Genomic DNA, 17,039 nt, shown 5'->3' on the forward strand with positions numbered 1-17,039 from the left:
ACTTAGCAGCTGTAGTACATGCCGTACTCAACCGGGTGCGGCGTGTGTTCGTAGGTTTCGACTTCTTCCATCTTCAGCGCGATGTAGCCGTCGATCTGATCTTTGGTGAACACGTCGCCGTGTAGCAGGAAGTCATGATCCGATGCCAGCGCTTCCAGCGCTTCGCGCAGGCTGCCGCAGACGGTGGGGATGTCGGCCAGTTCTTCGGCGGGCAGATCGTACAGGTTCTTGTCCATGGCTTCACCCGGATCGATCTTGTTCTTGATGCCGTCCAGGCCGGCCATCAGCAGGGCGGCAAAGCACAGGTAGGGGTTCGCTGCCGGGTCGGGGAAGCGGGCCTCGACGCGCTTGGCTTTCGGGCTTTCTGTCCACGGAATACGTACACAACCCGAACGGTTACGGGCCGAATAGGCGCGCAGAACGGGGGCCTCAAAGCCCGGGATCAGGCGCTTGTAGCTGTTAGTCGCCGGGTTGGTGAAGGCATTCAGGGTCTTGGCGTGCTTCAGAACACCGCCGATGAACCACAGGGCTTCGTCCGACAGATCAGCATATTTGTCACCAGCAAACAGCGGCTTGCCATCTTTCCAGATCGACATGTTCACATGCATTCCGGTACCGTTGTCGCCCGCGATCGGTTTCGGCATGAAAGTGGCCGATTTGCCGTAGGCGTGGGCGACATTGTGGATGATGTACTTGTACTTCTGCAGCTCGTCCGCCTGTTTGGTCAGGCTGTCAAAGATCAGGCCCAGCTCGTGCTGGCACGAGGCAACCTCGTGGTGATGCTTGTCGACCTTCATGCCCAGACGCTTCATGGTCGATAGCATTTCAGAGCGCAGGTCCTGTGCTTCGTCGATCGGGTTGACGGGGAAGTATCCGCCCTTGACGCCCGGACGGTGGCCCATATTACCCATCTCGTATTCGGTGTCGGTATTCCAGGATGCGTCAGTTGCATCAACTTCGTAGGATACCTTGTTGATACTGTTCGAGAAACGGACGTCGTCAAACAAGAAAAACTCAGCCTCGGGACCCATATAAGCCACATCGCCGATGCCCGAAGACTTCAGGTATGCTTCGGCCTTCTGGGCGGTGCCGCGCGGATCCCGCTCATACGCTTCGCCGGTGTCGGGTTCGACGACCGAGCAATGCACACAGATGGTTTTTTCCGCGTAGAACGGATCGACATACGCGCTGTCGGTGTCGACCATCAGTTTCATGTCCGATGCTTCGATCGACTTCCAGCCCGCGATGGACGAGCCGTCGAACATGAAGCCTTCTTCCAGAAAGTCTTCGTCGACCTGATCTGCTATCAGGGTCACGTGCTGTAGCTTGCCGCGCGGGTCGGTGAAGCGAACATCGACGTATTCTGCGCCTTCGTCCTTGATCAGCTGAAGAACTGCGTCCTTGCTCATTCTCTTGATTCCTCTGACTTGAAGATTGGTGTGTTACAGTGCGTCCGAACCGGTCTCGCCGGTACGAATGCGAATGGCTTGTTCAACGGGTGAGACAAAGATCTTACCATCGCCGATCTTGTCTGTCTTGGCGGCGCCAACAATCGCCTCGATGGCGGCATCTACCTGATCGTCGTCCAAAACGACTTCGACTTTTACCTTGGGCAGGAAATCGACCACATATTCAGCACCGCGATACAGTTCGGTGTGACCTTTTTGGCGGCCGAAGCCCTTAACTTCGATCACGCTGAGGCCCTGGACCCCAACGTCCTGCAATGCCTCTTTCACTTCGTCCAGTTTGAACGGCTTGATGATCGCTTCGATCTTTTTCATCCCGGCTCACCTCGCATGGTTGTCAGAATGGCAGTGATCACGTCTAAGATTGTGCAGCAATGCGATTGCGGAATTGGCCGGCTGCGGATGCGTTGAAATCAATGTGTAGGTGAAATTTTAGTCGGTTTGCACAAAAAGTAATCGAAATTGAATCGCATGAGGGTTTGGGATGACGGAATTGCTGACAGCGGTGCAGATGCGGGCAATCGAACAGGCCGCAATCGAGTCCGGTCAGGTAACGGGGCTGGAGTTGATGGAGCGCGCCGGGCAGGGCGTAGTAGAGGCGATTTTCGAGGAGTGGCCTGAGTTTGCAGAAACCTCGGGGCGGGCAGTGGTGTTTTGTGGACCGGGGAACAATGGTGGCGATGGTTTTGTCGTCGCGCGATTGCTTAAGCAGTGGGGCTGGGAGGTCGAGGTGTTTCTGTATGGAGACCCCGAGAGTCTGCCGCCGGATGCGCGGACCAACTACGAGCGTTGGGTGGGCAAGAACGATGTCAAGATTCGAAAGCTCAACCCGCCTACACTTGTGGATGAATGCCTGCCGCATTCGCCCGAAATAAACTTGGTTATTGATGGATTGTTTGGAACCGGTCTAATGCGCCCGTTCCAGGGAGTTTCCTCACTTTTGGCGACTGAGAAGGTGAGAAGCTTGCTGCGAGAAGGCGACGTGCGGGTCGTTTCAATCGACATTCCGAGCGGTTTGTGTGCTGACAGTGGTAGGGTGCTTGGGAATGTGATCACGGCCGATTTGACGGTCACGTTTCACGGCAAAAAGATCGGTCATATGATTGCAGATGGCCCCGCAAATTGCAGAATAATCAGGGTTAAGCCGATCGGACTGAAGCGTGAAGATTCAGATCAGTTCGTTCAATTGGTTTCTGAGGAGAGGCCTTCGGCAGCAAAGGATGCGCCGGGTCACAAGTACACCTACGGCCACGCCCTGATCCTATCTGGTGGTTCAGGCAAAACCGGCGCGGCGCGGCTGGCGGCACGGGGGGCTTTGCGGATTGGAGCAGGGCTCGTGACGATCGGTGTGCCTCCTGCAGCACCGATGGAGGTCGCGGCGCAAGTGACGGCCATCATGTTGCAGCGGGTCGACCGGGCTGATGTGTTGTCTGATGTCCTGAAGGATGAACGGCTGAACGCCCTCTGTCTTGGTCCGGGATTGGGTCTGGAGCGGGCGCGCGATCTGGTGCCGGGTGCTCTGGCAGTTGGGCGGTCAACGGTGTTGGATGCGGACGCGTTAACGGCGTTTTCTGATGATCCGGCTGCACTGTTCGACCTTTTGCATGAGAAGTGCGTGCTGACACCGCACGGCGGTGAATTCGCGCGATTGTTCCCCGATATCTCAGAGAGGCTGAATGCAGTTCCGACCAAGGGCCCGGCCTATTCCAAGGTTGATGCCACACGAGAGGCTGCCGCGCGGGCAGGGTGCGTTGTCCTGTTCAAAGGCCCGGATACTGTCATTTCCGCACCGGACGGGCGATGCTTGGTCAATTCTGCACATTATGACCGGGCTGCTCCATGGCTGGCGACGGCGGGGTCGGGCGACGTATTGGCAGGGTTCATCACGGGGTTGCTGGCGCGCGGGTTCGCACCGATGCAGGCCGCCGAAACGGCCGCCTGGCTGCATGTCGAATGCGCTCGACTTTTTGGTCCGGGCCTGATTGCCGAAGATCTGCCAGAGCAACTTCCAGAGGTTTTCAGGCAGTTAGGTATTGGAGCGCGTTGAGCGACGAATGCTTGGGCTTCGACCGTTTGAACAGAAGGCGACCTCGGTATGTGCGTTACTGCATAGCGCGTGTTCGCCAGTTATCTCGAACCGCGCTAAAATTTGTTTGCGGAACTCTGCGCCGACTCGTGTACAATGTTATAAGTACCTGCAACTGAATTTATTTTTTCAAATCTCGCGTGTTCTTTTGTTGCGGAAATACAATGTTCGCTCAGAACGGATCAGGGACGACTGGAAAGCTCGCGATCTGAAATCATCTGAGTAGTACCGGAAACCGGAATCTTTCAAGGTGAGTGAAATGACCTTCAATTTAAAACTCTCGTCTATAGCCGCAGTTTTGGCCGCTACCACAGCACTCCCCGCTGCGGCTGAACTAAAATATGAAAACAATAGTGGCGGCTACGTCCTGTTATACGGCCAGCTTAACCCCGCCATCATCTCGGTCGACGACGGGCAGCAGACAGAAACCCGCTTGCTGGACAATGATATTTCGAACAGCCGCGTGGGATTGCGCCTGTTGCAACCGTTTGGCAGCAATGAGTTCACATTCCGCTTTGAAACTGCGCTTGGATTACCGAACTCGAGCGAGTGGAACCAATTGGGAACCGATTTCAGCGGATGGACACGTGCGGATCTGCGGCATGTGGATTTCGGCCTGAAAGGCAGTTGGGGTAAAGTTTCGGCGGGCCAGGGCAGCATGGTGTCGGATGGGGCGTCCCAGACCGATCTATCTTATGTCGGAACGGCGCTGTATTCATTTACTAATGATGAAAACTCGGGCTTTTTCTATCGCGGGACAGATGGCGTTCTGAGCGACATTACAATAGGCGATTCCAGCAGTGACTTTGACGGCTCGCGCCGTGGTCGCGTTCGCTATGACACGCCCAGCTTCAACGGGTTTTCAGCTGGCATAGCCTATGGACAGAATATTCTGTCCAGCAGTGATGACGATGATTACTACGACATTGGCGTCGGCTATGAGACCACTTTTGCCGGTGGTATTGAATTCGCCGCATCGCTTGCATACGCCGTTCGCTCGCGTGACGACAACTCGGGAGATCGCAAAGACACGATCGGGTCAGCATCGGTACTGATGCCCAGCGGGCTAAGCTTTACTTTTGCGGCAGGCACGCGTGATGAAGAAGAAGTGGGCGTTTCTGATCCAAGCTTCTGGTATGGCAAGATCGCCTACGAAGGTGACTGGGTGTCCTGGGGCAAAACCGGGGTTGGTATCGACTATTATGATGGGTCAGACTTTGAAAGCGATGGCTCCAGCACTGAAGCCTGGGGGATTGCGGTTGTTCAGCGGATCGACAGCATCAACACCGATGCCTATCTGAAGTACCGCAATCATGATTTCAACAACGGCACATCCTTCGACAATAACGAGGCTTGGGTTTTGGGCGCGCGCTGGAAGTTCTGAACCCTGATTGGAATTCAAGGAAACGCCCCGGTTGGTTCCGGGGCGTTTTTTCGTCTGGCACCCCATAAAACAGGGCTGATTGGGCAGTTGCCCCTTGCACGCGGGCGGCTGGGCAAATAGAAGGCGTCAAATTTGCCTGGCGCGCCGTTTTGCGCGCCCCGAATCCTATGGGGACTACGATAATGCAGGTTACCGAGACGCTGAACGAAGGTCTGAAACGCGGCTATAACATCACCGTATCTGCGGCCGAGCTGGACAATAAGGTCAATGAAAAACTGACCGAAGCACAGCCCGAAGTCGAGATGAAAGGTTTTCGCAAGGGCAAGGTGCCGATGGCGCTGCTGAAAAAGCAGTTTGGCCAGCGTCTTATGGGCGAGGCGATGCAGGAAACCATCGATGGTGCCATGAACCAGCATTTTGAGGACAGCGGTGAACGTCCAGCACTGCAGCCCGAAGTCAAGATGACCAATGAGGACTGGAAAGAGGGCGATGACGTCGAGGTCGCGATGTCCTACGAGGCGCTGCCTGAGATCCCCGAAGTTGACCTGAAATCAGTTGAGCTGCAAAAACTGGTGGTCAAAGCTGACGACGCAGCCGTTGAAGAAGCGCTGAACAATCTGGCCGAAACCGCTCAGGACTTCAAAGCGCGCCGCAAGGGCTCGAAAGCCAAAGACGGCGACCAGATTGTGTTCGACTTTGTTGGTAAGGTCGATGGCGAGGAATTCGAGGGTGGATCGGCTGAAGATTACCCACTGGTTCTGGGTTCGAACAGCTTTATCCCCGGTTTCGAAGAGCAGTTGGTTGGTGCGAAGGCAGAAGAAGAAAAAGACGTCAACGTATCCTTCCCCGAGGATTATCAGGCCGAGCATCTTGCTGGTAAAGATGCGGTATTCACCTGCACTATCAAAGAAGTAAAAGAGCCCGTCGCGGCAGAGTTGAATGACGAATTGGCCAAGAAGTTTGGCGCTGAGGATCTTGATGGTCTGAAGGGGCAAATCTCGGAGCGTCTTGAAGCGGAATACGCAGGTGCGTCGCGGGCAGTCATGAAGCGTGCCTTGTTGGACGCGCTGGACACCAAAGTGTCCTTCGATCTGCCACCGTCATTGGTCGAGGCTGAAGCCAAGCAGATCGCACATCAGCTGTGGCACGAGGAAAACCCTGAGGTCGAAGGCCACGACCACGATCCGATCGAGCCGACAGATGAGCACAACAAACTGGCAGAACGTCGTGTACGTCTGGGCCTGCTGCTGGCCGAGTTGGGTCAGAAAGCAGAAGTTGAAGTGACCGACGCCGAGATGACCCAAGCGATCATGAATCAGGCCCGCCAATACCCGGGTCAGGAACGTCAGTTCTTTGAGTTCGTGCAGCAGAACGCCCAAATGCAGCAGCAGCTGCGTGCGCCGATCTTTGAAGACAAAGTTGTCGACTATGTCTTCGAGCTGGCTCAGGTGGCCGACAAAGAGGTCAGCAAGGACGATCTGCAAAAAGCTGTTGAGGATCTGGAAGAGGAATAATCCTCTTCCTTCCGCATTGAGGGGCGCAAATAGAAGCGGAGCCGCCTGAAATTAGGCGACTCCGCATGGGTGGCTTTGTACTATGAGGTGAGGGGGTCAGGCCTCATGAGCAAAAGCACGGGGGGTCTTTAGCAGAGCGGTCTTTTGCTCTGGCGTGAATGTGTGAGACAGCGCCTCGATCAGCTTCAGAACATCTTGTCTTTCAGCTTCGTTTTTCGCGGCGCTCATCTGCTCAACGAAGTACTTCTCAAGGTCTGTTCGCGGTTTTTGGTCGTGGTTGGCTGGGCTAAGCTCCGCATCTTTCCTGCTTTCGAAAAGCTCCAGCGCCTGTTCGTCTTCCAGGAAGACATTGTGGCGAATGTCGGCAAAGTTTCTGACCCGTGAGATGCGTTCGTCAGAGCAATCCAGCAAAGCGGCAAGCGCCGGGACCTTGCCCATCTGAACTTTTTTCCCAACATAGTCGTAGGGCGCGTTGTCTGATCTTTTCAGAACGCGATCCATTACTGGGTCAATCACGGTGATGATGTCCTGAATGCCAGCATTCTTGGCATATTCCAGAGATCCAACCATCAGTTCGGATGTCGCATAGGCGACGGAGTTCTTGTCCTTCCCGCGGTTCAGACGCTGGGTATCTACGCAGAAGCGCGTCGACTCCCAGACGGTTGCACTGCGCAATGGTGCCTCTCCGTCCAAAATGGCGGAAAACACGTCGGACAACATGTGAGGTCCAGTGGTCTGTAGGGCACGCACGGCTGCGACGACATTCCCCCCGTCGTCGAGTCCGATTACATATGCCGGGTCCAGATGATCGAATTCGTCGATCTCTTTACCATCTTCGATATTGACGTCCCATCCCAGGCGTCCGCCAAATACTCTTGCTCTCAACTCAAACATTTCGTCAAGAACCTCGCCAAACAAGTGTCTGTTCAGCCCATCAACTACGATGATCATTTCTTTCCCCCTTCGAGTGGTTGTTCGGTAAACTAGACGTTACCGTTTTGAAGGGGTATTTCTATTGGGGTTTTCCCGTATCTAGGCGGAATTTAGAACTTTTAATGATTAACCTGGGGTGATCAGGCCAATCGCTATCGCCCGGCCAACCGCTTGCGGGGTCGTCAAGGCACTTAGTTTCTCTCTGCTCGAACGCAGATGAACCTCTACAGTGCGGTGCGAAATCGACAGTATATCGCCGATATCCTGTTGCGACTTGCCAGCGGCGACCCATTGTAAAATCTCGGCTTCACGGGTGGAAAGCGTCGGATGATAGAGCGCGCTCGTGAATTCGTCAGATGTGACGACGTTGTCGTGAATGTGCACGGCCATGGACTGAAGATCGCCGATGACATGCGTGTAAAGCTTGCGCCATTCTTCTTTGCTGCAATCACGTGTGGCGCTGAGTAGACCGATATCACCGTAAGGACCGCGCACCGGGATTGTGACACCTTGGCTTGGAAGGCCGAAATCATGCGCGTCCCTGAAAACACGTTGAAAATCGGGGTTGCGGTCCAGACGACTCCAATCCACAGGGGCGATGCTGCGACGGCTCATGTGAATGGTCGGGTCGATCATAATCAGACCCTGAGACTGGTAGTGATCTTTCCACTCATCCCCATAGGTCACATACCCAGCCACGGTACCCGCGGTTGGATTCATGCCAGCATAGGCCGCATGGTCCATGTCATGCTTTTCACAAATCTGGCGCAGGAACTCAGTGTATCGAGTTTCTGAATCCGGTAGGGTGCTTAGATCGACAATTTCCATATGTTGCCTACCAGCTGCGGCCCATCCAGCAACCCGATGGTGTCGTCGAGCGTGCCATTACCTTAGAGTGGAACCCATTTACCTCACGCCGATTAGAACACCACACTTTTCAAAACATGACAAGACGATGCACGAATTGTCTATGCATTTTGCCAAACTGGATCAGGCAATTAGAGCATTTTTATCACTGTCCGGCCTTGGCTGCTTATCAAATCTCGTGATTTTCAGCCTATAAACACTACGGTGCAGACCTTAAACCGGTCTCTACAAGCATACCTCGGGCCTTAGCCTCGGGGTAGAACCCTTTTGCATATAGGAATATCGCCCGTTGCTGATTTCCGTCTGACAAAAGCCATGCGCCGCGCAGGTATTTACCGGCAAATTCCAGGTTTGTATCCGCATTTAGCAGACCTTCTGCATTCCCCGAATAACCCATCGAGCGCGCCGTTGCGGGCAATATCTGCAGCAGGCCATAATACGGGCGATTGACGGCCCAGGGGCGATGTGTGCTTTCGCGGATCGCCAGTTTGTGAATCAATTCACGCGGCAGCTCGTAATGATCGGCCCATTTATTGATCGAGGCGCGCAATTCCGGAGTTTCATTTGGGTAGAGTGGAGGATCAAATGACTGCGGGTCCCCACGAGATACTTCTGCACCGCCACAGGCGGTCAAAGGGGCCACAAGCAAAAGTGCCATAAGGTGGCGACGCGAGAATATTGCCATGTTGATCTCCAAGCTGCGCGAGATAATGATATGGATCGAGTGTCAAACCGCAAGCTTGTGGTTGAAATCTGGCCAAATGTTGCTTGTTCCGAACACTCGAAAAAAAAGGCCGCGCAAGACCTGCGCGACCCTCAAATTTTAGAAGTCAGCCAGATCAGGCTTTAGCTTCGTCTTCTTCAGCCGGAGCATCTTCGGGCGCCAGATCTTCGTCTTCTGATGCGGCCGAACCGATATCATCAAACAGTTCAGCGATCTCGAATTCAGCAGCGGCTTCTTCTTCAGCGGCCAGTTCCTGAATCGATTTGCCGGACGCTTGCAGTTCGGCTTCTTCTTCCGAACGGGCAACGTTCATGCTGATTTCGGCGACAACTTCGGGGTGCAGGCGAACCGCGACGGTGTGCAGACCCAGATCCTTGATCGGAGCGATCAGGGCGACCTGTTTCTTGTCAACGGTGAATCCTGCTTCGGTGGCGGCGTCGGCTGCATCACGCGGGGTGACGGAGCCGTACAGAGCGCCGGAATCCGAGGCTGAGCGAATCACAATGAACTGCTGACCGTCCAGCTTTTCAGCCAGCGCTTCAGCTTCTTTTTTGGTTTCCAGATTGCGGGCCTCAAGCTGCGCTTTCTGGGCTTCGAACGAGGCAATATTGGCCTCGGACGCGCTCAGCGCTTTGCCTTGGGGCAGCAGGAAGTTGCGGGCAAAGCCAGGCTTGACGTCAACGACGTCGCCCATCTGACCCAGTTTCGCAACACGTTCGAGAAGGATAACTTGCATGTCAGTCTCTCCTTACTTCACGGCGTAGGGCAGCAGGGCGAGGAAGCGGGCGCGCTTGATAGCACGGGCCAGTTCACGCTGCTTTTTTGCCGAAACGGCGGTGATACGCGAGGGAACGATCTTGCCACGCTCAGAAACGTAGCGCTGCAACAGACGAGTGTCTTTGTAATCGATCTTCGGCGCGTTGTCGCCCGAGAACGGGCAGACCTTGCGGCGGCGGAAAAATGGTTTTGCGGCCATGGTTTAGTGTCCTTTCTTCAGGCGTTGATCAACGGCGCTCGCGGCGACCTTCGCGCTCATCGCGCTTCTGCATCTGGACCGAGGGGCCCTCGTTATGCTCGTCGACCTTGATGGTCAGAACGCGCATGACATCATCATGCAGGCGCATCAGGCGCTCCATTTCCTGAACGGCGCCGGCGGGGGCGTCGGTCTTCAGGAAGGAATAGTGACCCTTGCGGTTTTTGTTGATCTTGTAGGCCATCGTCTTGACACCCCAGTACTCGCTGTCGACGACGTTGCCGCCGTTGTCAGCCAGAACGGTGCCGAAGTGTTCTACAAGGCTTTCTGCCTGCGTGTTGGACAAGTCCTGACGCGCAATCATTACATGCTCATACAGTGGCATGTTCACTCCTGTTTATATCGAGGCGCATTTCAAAGGCGGGGCCGGTTCGTCCTTCGCGACCCTGCCACGAGAGGCTGCGCGATTCATAAGTACTGCGAAGGATGGCCCCGTATACACTTTTGTACGTCCGTAGCAAGCCCCGCCACAGATGCCTTTGAGACGCCGCCCAATTTCCTTTAGGCCGCCCAATTCCTGACGCTTTTCGGCTCAAAGTTGTTTCGCATACCGGGCACGACCCGGACGGACAAAAACCTGAGATGGTATGGTTACATAGGGCGAAGTGTTATGACCGCGATGAACACTAATACATTCCAAGAACAAGCGTCTGGCACGCGTTTCGATCACTCTGTGCCCCTGATGATTTCATTTGCGCCAAACTGGAAAGCTCGCTTGATCCTGTCACGCGTTTTCGGGGCAATCCTGATCCTGTCAGCATTTTCCATGTGGTTGATGCCGGGATCGGTGGTCGGCGCAGATGTCTGGCCTCTGAAGCTTGCAGCGTCGATGCTGTTTCTGATCATCGGTGTCAGCCTTCTGACCATCGAAATTCTGGACCCTCGTCCTGACGCGTACTTCGATCCCATCAGACAAGAAGTTCGGGTGCTGCAAAAGAACGAAGAAGGGCGCCCTCAAACTGTACTGCGCCGCAGCTATGACACGCTGGGCGGTGCACGTTTCGACGATGATGAGGTGCAACTCTACGACGTCGATGGCAGTCTTCTGATGAAACTGCCGCTGCAATCGGCGGATGTCAGCCGAGCGCTGAAGGGACAACTTAGCCAGAGCGTAACAATTTTCGCCTAGATTCTATTCTGTTCAAAAAGGAACAGACTTTGTGAATCGAAAACACTTGTGTGCCGCCCTTAGGCGGCACATTTTGTTTTTGAGCAACCCAAACGGTTTGCAAACACAAAAACGCGGAGATTGTCATGAAATCCACCCTTCTTGCTGCTGTACTGGCCGTATCGGCGACGTCGGCATTCGCTAGCGCCGACAAATACGTTTTGGACCCCAGCCACAGCCAAGTCGTTTTCAGCTATGACCACCTTGGTTTTTCGACCACCACAGGCATGTTCTCGGGCTTTGAGGGCGAGATCATGTTTGATCAGGAAGACCCTACGGCGTCCTCTGTGAACGTATCCATGCCGGTCCTTGAGATGTTCACCGGTTGGAAACCGCGCGAAGATCATTTCATGACCGAAGATTTCTTCGGCGCGACCGAGGGTGACATGATTACGTTCGCTTCGACGGGTATCGAAGTAACCGGTGAAGGCACAGCCAACATCACTGGCGATTTGACCATGAACGGTGTGACGAAATCGGTCGTTCTGGACGCCAAGCTCAACAAAGTTGATGAGCACCCGATGGCCAACAAGCCGTGGGCTGGTTTCAATGCCACCACCACCGTTACCCGCAGTGAGTTTGATCTGGGACAGTTCGCCCCCTTTGTCAGCGACGATGTGCAGATCCAGATCTCGGTTGAGGCGCAAAAAGCCGAGTAATCTTGCGCTACTGAGACAAAAAAACCGCCGGTGCCTTGGCCCCGGCGGTTCTTTCATGTTTGGAATTATTCGCCCCGGGTTGCTGTCAGCTCGACCGTGACATTCACGGCGAAGGCAAGCGAATCCTCTGCCGGCATCTGGGCACCGATGTCGAAATCCAGACGGTTGAGTTCGAGTTCTCCGAGCATTGTCGCGCTGTTGTCCTGCAGATCAAGGGCGAAGGGCAACACTACGTCGAGTGTTTTGTCGCGGATGGTCAGAGGGCCGCGCGCTTCGTAGCCGGTATCAGTCTTGAACAAGCCGGCGGTAAATTGCGCGGTTGGAAATTGGCCGCTATCGAAAAAATCCGCACCCATCGCCTGATCCGTGACTGTGCCCAGTTTAAGCGATCCGATGGCTACCGTCACCTCGACTGAGCCCGCGAGCCCGGGATCAGATGGATCGTCAAATGTGATGGCGGCGGTCCAGTCGGAAAACGCGCCAGTCACGGGACTGCCCAACTGTGTGATGGAGATCGAAAGGGTGCCGTTCTGGACCCGCCAGTCTGATTGCACCTCTTCCAATTCTGCGGTTTCGGTGCCTGCGGCCACGTGATCTGAGAAGATACCGATGCTCCAACCGCCTGCCAGAACTGCCAACCAAACGGTCAAAGCGGCAATGGCTGGGGCAATGGAGTGACTCTGCTTGGGTGGTTCCGGTGCGTCGGGCTGGCCAGGCAGCATCCGGCGCAATGTGCTATCCTTATCCACGATGTGGTGTTTGAGTGCGCCCATAATATGTAGCGCCAAGGAGCCGACCAGGACCCAAATGAACAACCAGTGCAGGCCTGCCGTTATCTCGGCCAAGTATGGGGATTTGGGAACAAGGGGCAGGTTTTGTCCGAAAGGCCACAAGATTGGCGCAAAACCTTCGGCAGCGGCGTGGTGGATCCAGCCAGTCAGCGGCACGAGAACCAATGACGCGTACAGCATCCAATGTACGGTCTCAGCGGCGAAAGCCTCGGGTTTGTTTTCTGCGTTCAAAAGACCTGGTTTGGTTTGCGTAATCGCCCACACTATTCTGGCAAGAGCGACAAAGAACACCGTGACACCAACCGTTTTGTGCAGTGAAAACAACCGAGAAGCCACTGCAATGTCTGCTTCGGTTGTGGGAATCGTCGGATCATAAATGGCGTGCGCCAAGTTGTCGGCGATCCAGCCAAGGGGAATGGCGGTGAAGATCAATAATGCCGTAAGCCAATGGAAGGCTTTGGTTACGCTGCCGTAGCTGGAGAACGTATTGGTCGAGGACATTGTTTGACTGCTCCGGGGTTGGTTGGCTGAGCCTACCCTAATGCCAACCAGTCGAGGCACAAGCCCGAGGGAATGCACAGCCAGAGTGCCAAAATGCAGGTCAAACGCAATGCTTGTGCCGCGACCCATGTCAGTTTACACCCCGCCGCAACCTAACGTCATCCATGAGGTTGCAATGACACTTGCGTTCGTTTTTCCAGGGCAGGGCGCCCAAACCATCGGAATGGGCAAAGCTTTGGCTGAGGTATATCCCGCCGCTCAGGCTGTGTTCGATGAGGTGGACGAAGCGCTGGGTGAAAAGTTGAGTAACCTGATCTGGGAAGGCGATATTGCCGAGCTGACGCTAACCCAAAACGCACAACCTGCGCTGATGGCCACTTCGATGGCCGCGATGCGCGCGTTGGAGGCTGAGGGTGTTTTGGTTTCCAAGGCATCCTTTGTGGCCGGTCATTCACTGGGCGAATACTCGGCACTGGCGGCCGCTGGAGCGTTGACCGTCGCTGACACAGCGCGGCTGCTGCGCACGCGTGGTCAGGCGATGCAAAGTGCGGTGCCGGTTGGAGAGGGTGCCATGGCAGCCATTCTGGGGCTGGACCTGGAGGCCGTTCGGGCCGTTGCGGGTGAAGCGGCGCAGGGCGAGGTCTGTCAGGCGGCCAATGACAATGATCCGACGCAAGTTGTGGTTTCTGGATCCAAAGCCGCTGTTGAACGCGCCGCTGAGATTGCCAAGGAAAAGGGCGCAAAACGCGCTGTGATGCTGCCGGTGAGCGCGCCTTTCCATTGTGCGCTGATGCAGCCTGCCGCAGATGTGATGGCCGAAGCTTTGGCCAGCGTTGAAATCAAGGCGCCCGCGGTGCCGCTGATTGCAAATGTGCGTGCCGAAGCGATCAGTGACCCGGACCTGATCCGGCAATTGCTGGTCGAGCAGGTCACAGGGTCGGTTCGTTGGCGCGAAAGCGTGCAGTTTATGGCGGCCCAAGGCGTGACCGAAACATGGGAAATCGGTGCCGGAAAAGCGCTATCAGGCATGATCCGCAAAATTGACCGTGCCATCGCGGGTAAGGCCGTTGGCACTCCGGAAGACATCCAAAAGGCCATCGCGGCCGAATCGTAAGCTCAAAACTCGTCGCAAAGGACGAACCAAGAGGGAAACCGAATGTTTGATTTGACAGGTAAAAACGCGCTGATCACCGGTGCGTCGGGCGGGATTGGAGGCAACATCGCGCGTGCCCTGCATGATGCAGGCGCGACTGTCGGGTTGTCCGGCACGCGCGTTGAACCTCTGCAGGCTTTGGCGGATGAGCTAGGTGAACGCGCCCATGTTCTGCCCTGCAACCTGAGTGACTCTGAGGCGGTTGCGGCTTTGCCAAAGCAAGCGATCGAGGCCATGGGATCTGTCGACATTCTTGTAAACAACGCCGGTATCACGCGGGACAACCTGTTCATGCGTATGTCAGACGACGAATGGCAGAGCGTCATTGACGTGAACATGACGGCCACAATGAAACTGTGCAAAGGCGTAATTCGCGGGATGATGAAATCGCGCTGGGGTCGGATTGTGAATATCTCGTCCGTTGTGGGGGCGATTGGCAATCCGGGTCAGGCCAACTATGCAGCGTCCAAGGCCGGAATGGTCGGCTTTTCAAAAGCACTGGCGCATGAAGTGGCCACACGGGGCATTACTGTGAACGCAGTATCCCCGGGCTTTATCACCACTGCGATGACCGAAAAGCTGACAGAAGAACAAAAAGCGGGCCTGCTACAGCAGGTGCCCGCCGGACGTATGGGCGAGCCTCTCGAAATCGCAGCTGCCGTCGTGTACCTGGCCAGTCCCGAAGCGGCTTATGTTACCGGAAGCACCTTGCATGTGAATGGCGGTATGGCCATGTTGTGAGCGCAGTAGGGGGCAAGTGCGAAAGCGTTTGCCTCTTGCGTCGACTGTGCTATAGGCGGCGCATCTATGCAGGGGTCGGTCGTCAAGGTCGGCCTTCTACTTTCCCGGAAAGCCGGGACCCTAACCGCCCGGAATGGGCAAACCAACGCCACCCCGAGCGGGCAAGGGCAGAACCGGGCTAACCGCCCTGAAATAGAATGAGGAATAGACATGAGCGACGTCGCAGATCGCGTTAAAAAGATCGTTGTTGAGCACTTGGGTGTTGAAGAAGACAAAGTAGCTGAAAATGCTTCCTTCATCGACGATCTGGGCGCAGACAGCCTGGACACCGTAGAGCTGGTTATGGCCTTCGAAGAAGAGTTCGGCATCGAGATTCCCGATGACGCCGCTGAGACCATCCAGACCTTTGGCGACGCCGTCAAATTCATCAGCGAAGCGTCCTAAGCGTTTCGAAGTCAAAGAAAACGGCGTTTCCGGGCAACGGGAGCGCCGTTTTTTTGTGTCTGCTTTGAATTCATGCTTGCGCATTGCTTTGTCGCTTTGCACTGTTTCCCCTGAGGCATAATTCCAGGCGGGCCGGGCATGATAAGATCCACCCCGATGATAAACACGGCCCGCTTGACGCTATGCGCGATGCGGCCAGAAGATTTCGACAGGTTCGCCGAGATTTGGCGCGACCCTTGTGTGGTGCGCCATATCGGCGGGTTGCCACGATCGCGGGGAGAAGCCTGGGATTCCTTTTTGCGAAATGCCGGCCATTGGCAGATGGCGGGATTCGGACAATGGGGTGTTCTGCAGCAATCGAATCGCAAGCTGATCGGGCAGGCCGGTTTCTTTTACGGCAACCGCGGCATGGGCGAGGATTTCGATGGGTTCCCCGAAGCCGGATGGGTCCTGGCACCCGAGGTGCAAGGCCAGGGTTTAGGGTATGAGGCAGCACAGGCTGCGCATGACTGGTTCGACCGGATTATGCCTGGGCCTTTGGTTGCGATGGTCGACGCCACCAACGGGGCATCGCAAAAGCTTGCCAAAAAGCTGGGATATGTGCTGTTGCGTGAAGCGGAGTACAAAAATACGGCCGTGCTTCTATTGCGACGGAACGGACCACCGGCCCGGGCGTAATTTCGCCGTTCCTCTGACATGCCGCAAAATGTCCAAACTGTGCCGATCTTGTAGAATCGGGATGATCTTACACGTGTATGGTATGCTGGATTTTCAGAGCGATTGAGCGGAGGAACAAGCTCATGAGGATTTACCCCACGATGGAACTGCAGAACGGCCGGTGTGTCACGCTGGACAAAGGTCGTCTGGAACAGGCGATGATCTGGCATGTGAATCCAACCGAAACGGCGCGCAGCTGGTCTGCGGCCGGGGCCGAATGGATGCACCTAACGGATTTCGATGCGATTGAAGGCCGAGACACCAATGTCGAGTTGGTCGAAGAGATCATCCGCACATCGGAAATGCCCGTGCAACTGGCTGGTGGCATGCGCACCCGCGAACAGGTGGAGCATTGGATCGACAAGGGAGCCGGGCGGGTCGTTATTGGCACGCTTGCAGCCTGGGATCCGAACCTGGTCAAAGAACTCGCAAAGCTGTACCCGGATCAGATCGTGCTGGCCGTGGATGTCTGGCGGGGTTTCGTCATGACCGAAGGGTGGCGCAGCCAAAGCGCGTTTTCGCCCGAGGCTTTCATTGATGCGTTCGCGGACACCCCGTTTGCGGCCATTCTGGTCACCGATATCGATAGCGATATGGAAGACATCGAGGCGCAGCTGGGCTTGATCTCGGGTCTGGCACAGCATTCTCGCACACCTGTGATCGCCAGCGGTGTGGTGCGCACGGTCGACGATATTTCGAGGCTGGCCTATATCCCGAATATTGCAGGTGCTTTGGTGGGACGGTCCTTGTTCCGCAAAGCCGTTGACCTGTCCGAAGCGCTGGAAGTTGCTACAGCTGCACATGAGCCAGTGGCACAGTTTCAGTAACACCTGAACGGGTCAGTGATCCGCCTCTCCC

19 protein-coding genes are annotated in these 17,039 nt (G+C 55.5%); 10 read left to right on the forward strand and 9 right to left on the reverse strand.

Annotation, left to right across the window (positions count from 1 at the left end):
- Positions 1–2: 2 nt before the first annotated feature.
- The gene (gene glnA / locus D9K61_RS08450; RefSeq protein ID WP_120632812.1) at positions 3–1,409 is read right to left on the reverse strand and encodes a type I glutamate--ammonia ligase; all 1,407 of its coding nucleotides are present in this window, start codon (positions 1,407–1,409) and stop codon (positions 3–5) included.
- A gap of 33 nt (positions 1,410–1,442) precedes the next feature.
- Entirely contained in the window at positions 1,443–1,781 is a 339-nt protein-coding gene (locus tag D9K61_RS08455; protein ID WP_074734010.1) for a P-II family nitrogen regulator, read from the reverse strand.
- 169 nt (positions 1,782–1,950) lie between these two features.
- On the opposite strand from D9K61_RS08455, the gene D9K61_RS08460 reads away from it, so the two are divergent.
- From D9K61_RS08460 to tig, 3 genes are all read left to right on the forward strand, one after another.
- Positions 1,951–3,513, forward strand: coding sequence for an NAD(P)H-hydrate dehydratase (locus tag D9K61_RS08460; protein WP_120632813.1), 1,563 nt, complete (start codon positions 1,951–1,953; stop codon positions 3,511–3,513).
- 298 nt (positions 3,514–3,811) lie between these two features.
- Positions 3,812–4,936, forward strand: coding sequence for a porin (locus tag D9K61_RS08465; RefSeq protein ID WP_120632814.1), 1,125 nt, complete (start codon positions 3,812–3,814; stop codon positions 4,934–4,936).
- A gap of 182 nt (positions 4,937–5,118) precedes the next feature.
- Complete coding sequence (tig, locus tag D9K61_RS08470; protein WP_120632815.1) at positions 5,119–6,450, forward strand: trigger factor; 1,332 nt, start codon at positions 5,119–5,121, stop codon at positions 6,448–6,450.
- A 96-nt stretch (positions 6,451–6,546) separates the two neighbouring features.
- Here tig and D9K61_RS08475 read toward each other — a convergent pair whose 3' ends face one another.
- The 6 genes from D9K61_RS08475 to rpsF form a co-directional block, all read right to left on the reverse strand.
- Positions 6,547–7,401, reverse strand: coding sequence for an acyl-homoserine-lactone synthase (locus D9K61_RS08475; RefSeq protein ID WP_120632816.1), 855 nt, complete (start codon positions 7,399–7,401; stop codon positions 6,547–6,549).
- A gap of 108 nt (positions 7,402–7,509) precedes the next feature.
- A complete protein-coding gene (locus D9K61_RS08480) occupies positions 7,510–8,211 on the reverse strand; it encodes an autoinducer binding domain-containing protein (RefSeq protein ID WP_120632817.1) in 702 nt (233 codons plus the stop codon).
- A gap of 238 nt (positions 8,212–8,449) precedes the next feature.
- The gene (locus tag D9K61_RS08485; RefSeq protein WP_254055725.1) at positions 8,450–8,935 is read right to left on the reverse strand and encodes a transglycosylase SLT domain-containing protein; all 486 of its coding nucleotides are present in this window, start codon (positions 8,933–8,935) and stop codon (positions 8,450–8,452) included.
- A gap of 154 nt (positions 8,936–9,089) precedes the next feature.
- Positions 9,090–9,710, reverse strand: a complete 621-nt coding sequence (gene rplI / locus D9K61_RS08490) for a 50S ribosomal protein L9 (RefSeq protein ID WP_120632818.1) — start codon at positions 9,708–9,710, stop codon at positions 9,090–9,092.
- Between the two features lie 12 nt (positions 9,711–9,722).
- The gene (gene rpsR, locus D9K61_RS08495; protein ID WP_058310770.1) at positions 9,723–9,950 is read right to left on the reverse strand and encodes a 30S ribosomal protein S18; all 228 of its coding nucleotides are present in this window, start codon (positions 9,948–9,950) and stop codon (positions 9,723–9,725) included.
- A gap of 28 nt (positions 9,951–9,978) precedes the next feature.
- Positions 9,979–10,332: a 30S ribosomal protein S6 gene (gene rpsF / locus D9K61_RS08500; protein WP_120632819.1), complete on the reverse strand. Its 354-nt coding sequence runs from the start codon at positions 10,330–10,332 to the stop codon at positions 9,979–9,981.
- Between the two features lie 285 nt (positions 10,333–10,617).
- Here rpsF and D9K61_RS08505 point away from each other — a divergent pair, with 285 nt between their 5' ends.
- On the forward strand, positions 10,618–11,136 hold the full coding sequence (locus D9K61_RS08505) for a hypothetical protein (RefSeq protein WP_120632820.1): 519 nt from the start codon (positions 10,618–10,620) through the stop codon (positions 11,134–11,136).
- Between the two features lie 125 nt (positions 11,137–11,261).
- Positions 11,262–11,834, forward strand: a complete 573-nt coding sequence (locus D9K61_RS08510; protein ID WP_120632821.1) for a YceI family protein — start codon at positions 11,262–11,264, stop codon at positions 11,832–11,834.
- Positions 11,835–11,899: 65 nt separating this feature from the next.
- Here D9K61_RS08510 and D9K61_RS08515 read toward each other — a convergent pair whose 3' ends face one another.
- Complete coding sequence (locus D9K61_RS08515) at positions 11,900–13,126, reverse strand: cytochrome b/b6 domain-containing protein (RefSeq protein ID WP_120632919.1); 1,227 nt, start codon at positions 13,124–13,126, stop codon at positions 11,900–11,902.
- 175 nt (positions 13,127–13,301) lie between these two features.
- On the opposite strand from D9K61_RS08515, the gene fabD reads away from it, so the two are divergent.
- From fabD to D9K61_RS08540, 5 genes are all read left to right on the forward strand, one after another.
- Complete coding sequence (gene fabD / locus D9K61_RS08520) at positions 13,302–14,240, forward strand: ACP S-malonyltransferase (protein WP_120632920.1); 939 nt, start codon at positions 13,302–13,304, stop codon at positions 14,238–14,240.
- Between the two features lie 42 nt (positions 14,241–14,282).
- Positions 14,283–15,020, forward strand: coding sequence for a 3-oxoacyl-[acyl-carrier-protein] reductase (gene fabG / locus D9K61_RS08525; protein ID WP_120632822.1), 738 nt, complete (start codon positions 14,283–14,285; stop codon positions 15,018–15,020).
- A 210-nt stretch (positions 15,021–15,230) separates the two neighbouring features.
- Positions 15,231–15,464 carry an acyl carrier protein gene (locus D9K61_RS08530; RefSeq protein WP_008756330.1) on the forward strand — a complete coding sequence of 78 codons (234 nt, stop codon included), beginning with the start codon at positions 15,231–15,233 and terminating at the stop codon, positions 15,462–15,464.
- A 138-nt stretch (positions 15,465–15,602) separates the two neighbouring features.
- Entirely contained in the window at positions 15,603–16,142 is a 540-nt protein-coding gene (locus tag D9K61_RS08535) for a GNAT family N-acetyltransferase (protein WP_120632823.1), read from the forward strand.
- A gap of 122 nt (positions 16,143–16,264) precedes the next feature.
- Positions 16,265–17,008, forward strand: coding sequence for a HisA/HisF-related TIM barrel protein (locus D9K61_RS08540; RefSeq protein ID WP_120632824.1), 744 nt, complete (start codon positions 16,265–16,267; stop codon positions 17,006–17,008).
- Positions 17,009–17,039 lie beyond the last annotated feature (31 nt).

It is taken from the genome of Ruegeria sp. EL01, assembly GCF_900313035.1.
Classification (GTDB): Bacteria; Pseudomonadota; Alphaproteobacteria; order Rhodobacterales; family Rhodobacteraceae; genus Ruegeria.

Bases quoted from the DNA above. Each gene is read 5' to 3' on its own strand.
- glnA (WP_120632812.1), bottom strand. From the start codon at position 1,409: ATGAGCAAGGACGCAGTTCTTCAGCTGATCAAGGACGAAGGCGCAGAA.
- D9K61_RS08455 (WP_074734010.1), bottom strand. From the start codon at position 1,781: ATGAAAAAGATCGAAGCGATCATCAAGCCGTTCAAACTGGACGAAGTG.
- D9K61_RS08460 (WP_120632813.1), top strand. From the start codon at position 1,951: ATGACGGAATTGCTGACAGCGGTGCAGATGCGGGCAATCGAACAGGCC.
- D9K61_RS08465 (WP_120632814.1), top strand. From the start codon at position 3,812: ATGACCTTCAATTTAAAACTCTCGTCTATAGCCGCAGTTTTGGCCGCT.
- tig (WP_120632815.1), top strand. From the start codon at position 5,119: ATGCAGGTTACCGAGACGCTGAACGAAGGTCTGAAACGCGGCTATAAC.
- D9K61_RS08475 (WP_120632816.1), bottom strand. From the start codon at position 7,401: ATGATCATCGTAGTTGATGGGCTGAACAGACACTTGTTTGGCGAGGTT.
- D9K61_RS08480 (WP_120632817.1), bottom strand. From the start codon at position 8,211: ATGGAAATTGTCGATCTAAGCACCCTACCGGATTCAGAAACTCGATAC.
- D9K61_RS08485 (WP_254055725.1), bottom strand. From the start codon at position 8,935: ATGGCAATATTCTCGCGTCGCCACCTTATGGCACTTTTGCTTGTGGCC.
- rplI (WP_120632818.1), bottom strand. From the start codon at position 9,710: ATGCAAGTTATCCTTCTCGAACGTGTTGCGAAACTGGGTCAGATGGGC.
- rpsR (WP_058310770.1), bottom strand. From the start codon at position 9,950: ATGGCCGCAAAACCATTTTTCCGCCGCCGCAAGGTCTGCCCGTTCTCG.
- rpsF (WP_120632819.1), bottom strand. From the start codon at position 10,332: ATGCCACTGTATGAGCATGTAATGATTGCGCGTCAGGACTTGTCCAAC.
- D9K61_RS08505 (WP_120632820.1), top strand. From the start codon at position 10,618: ATGACCGCGATGAACACTAATACATTCCAAGAACAAGCGTCTGGCACG.
- D9K61_RS08510 (WP_120632821.1), top strand. From the start codon at position 11,262: ATGAAATCCACCCTTCTTGCTGCTGTACTGGCCGTATCGGCGACGTCG.
- D9K61_RS08515 (WP_120632919.1), bottom strand. From the start codon at position 13,126: ATGTCCTCGACCAATACGTTCTCCAGCTACGGCAGCGTAACCAAAGCC.
- fabD (WP_120632920.1), top strand. From the start codon at position 13,302: ATGACACTTGCGTTCGTTTTTCCAGGGCAGGGCGCCCAAACCATCGGA.
- fabG (WP_120632822.1), top strand. From the start codon at position 14,283: ATGTTTGATTTGACAGGTAAAAACGCGCTGATCACCGGTGCGTCGGGC.
- D9K61_RS08530 (WP_008756330.1), top strand. From the start codon at position 15,231: ATGAGCGACGTCGCAGATCGCGTTAAAAAGATCGTTGTTGAGCACTTG.
- D9K61_RS08535 (WP_120632823.1), top strand. From the start codon at position 15,603: ATGATAAGATCCACCCCGATGATAAACACGGCCCGCTTGACGCTATGC.
- D9K61_RS08540 (WP_120632824.1), top strand. From the start codon at position 16,265: ATGAGGATTTACCCCACGATGGAACTGCAGAACGGCCGGTGTGTCACG.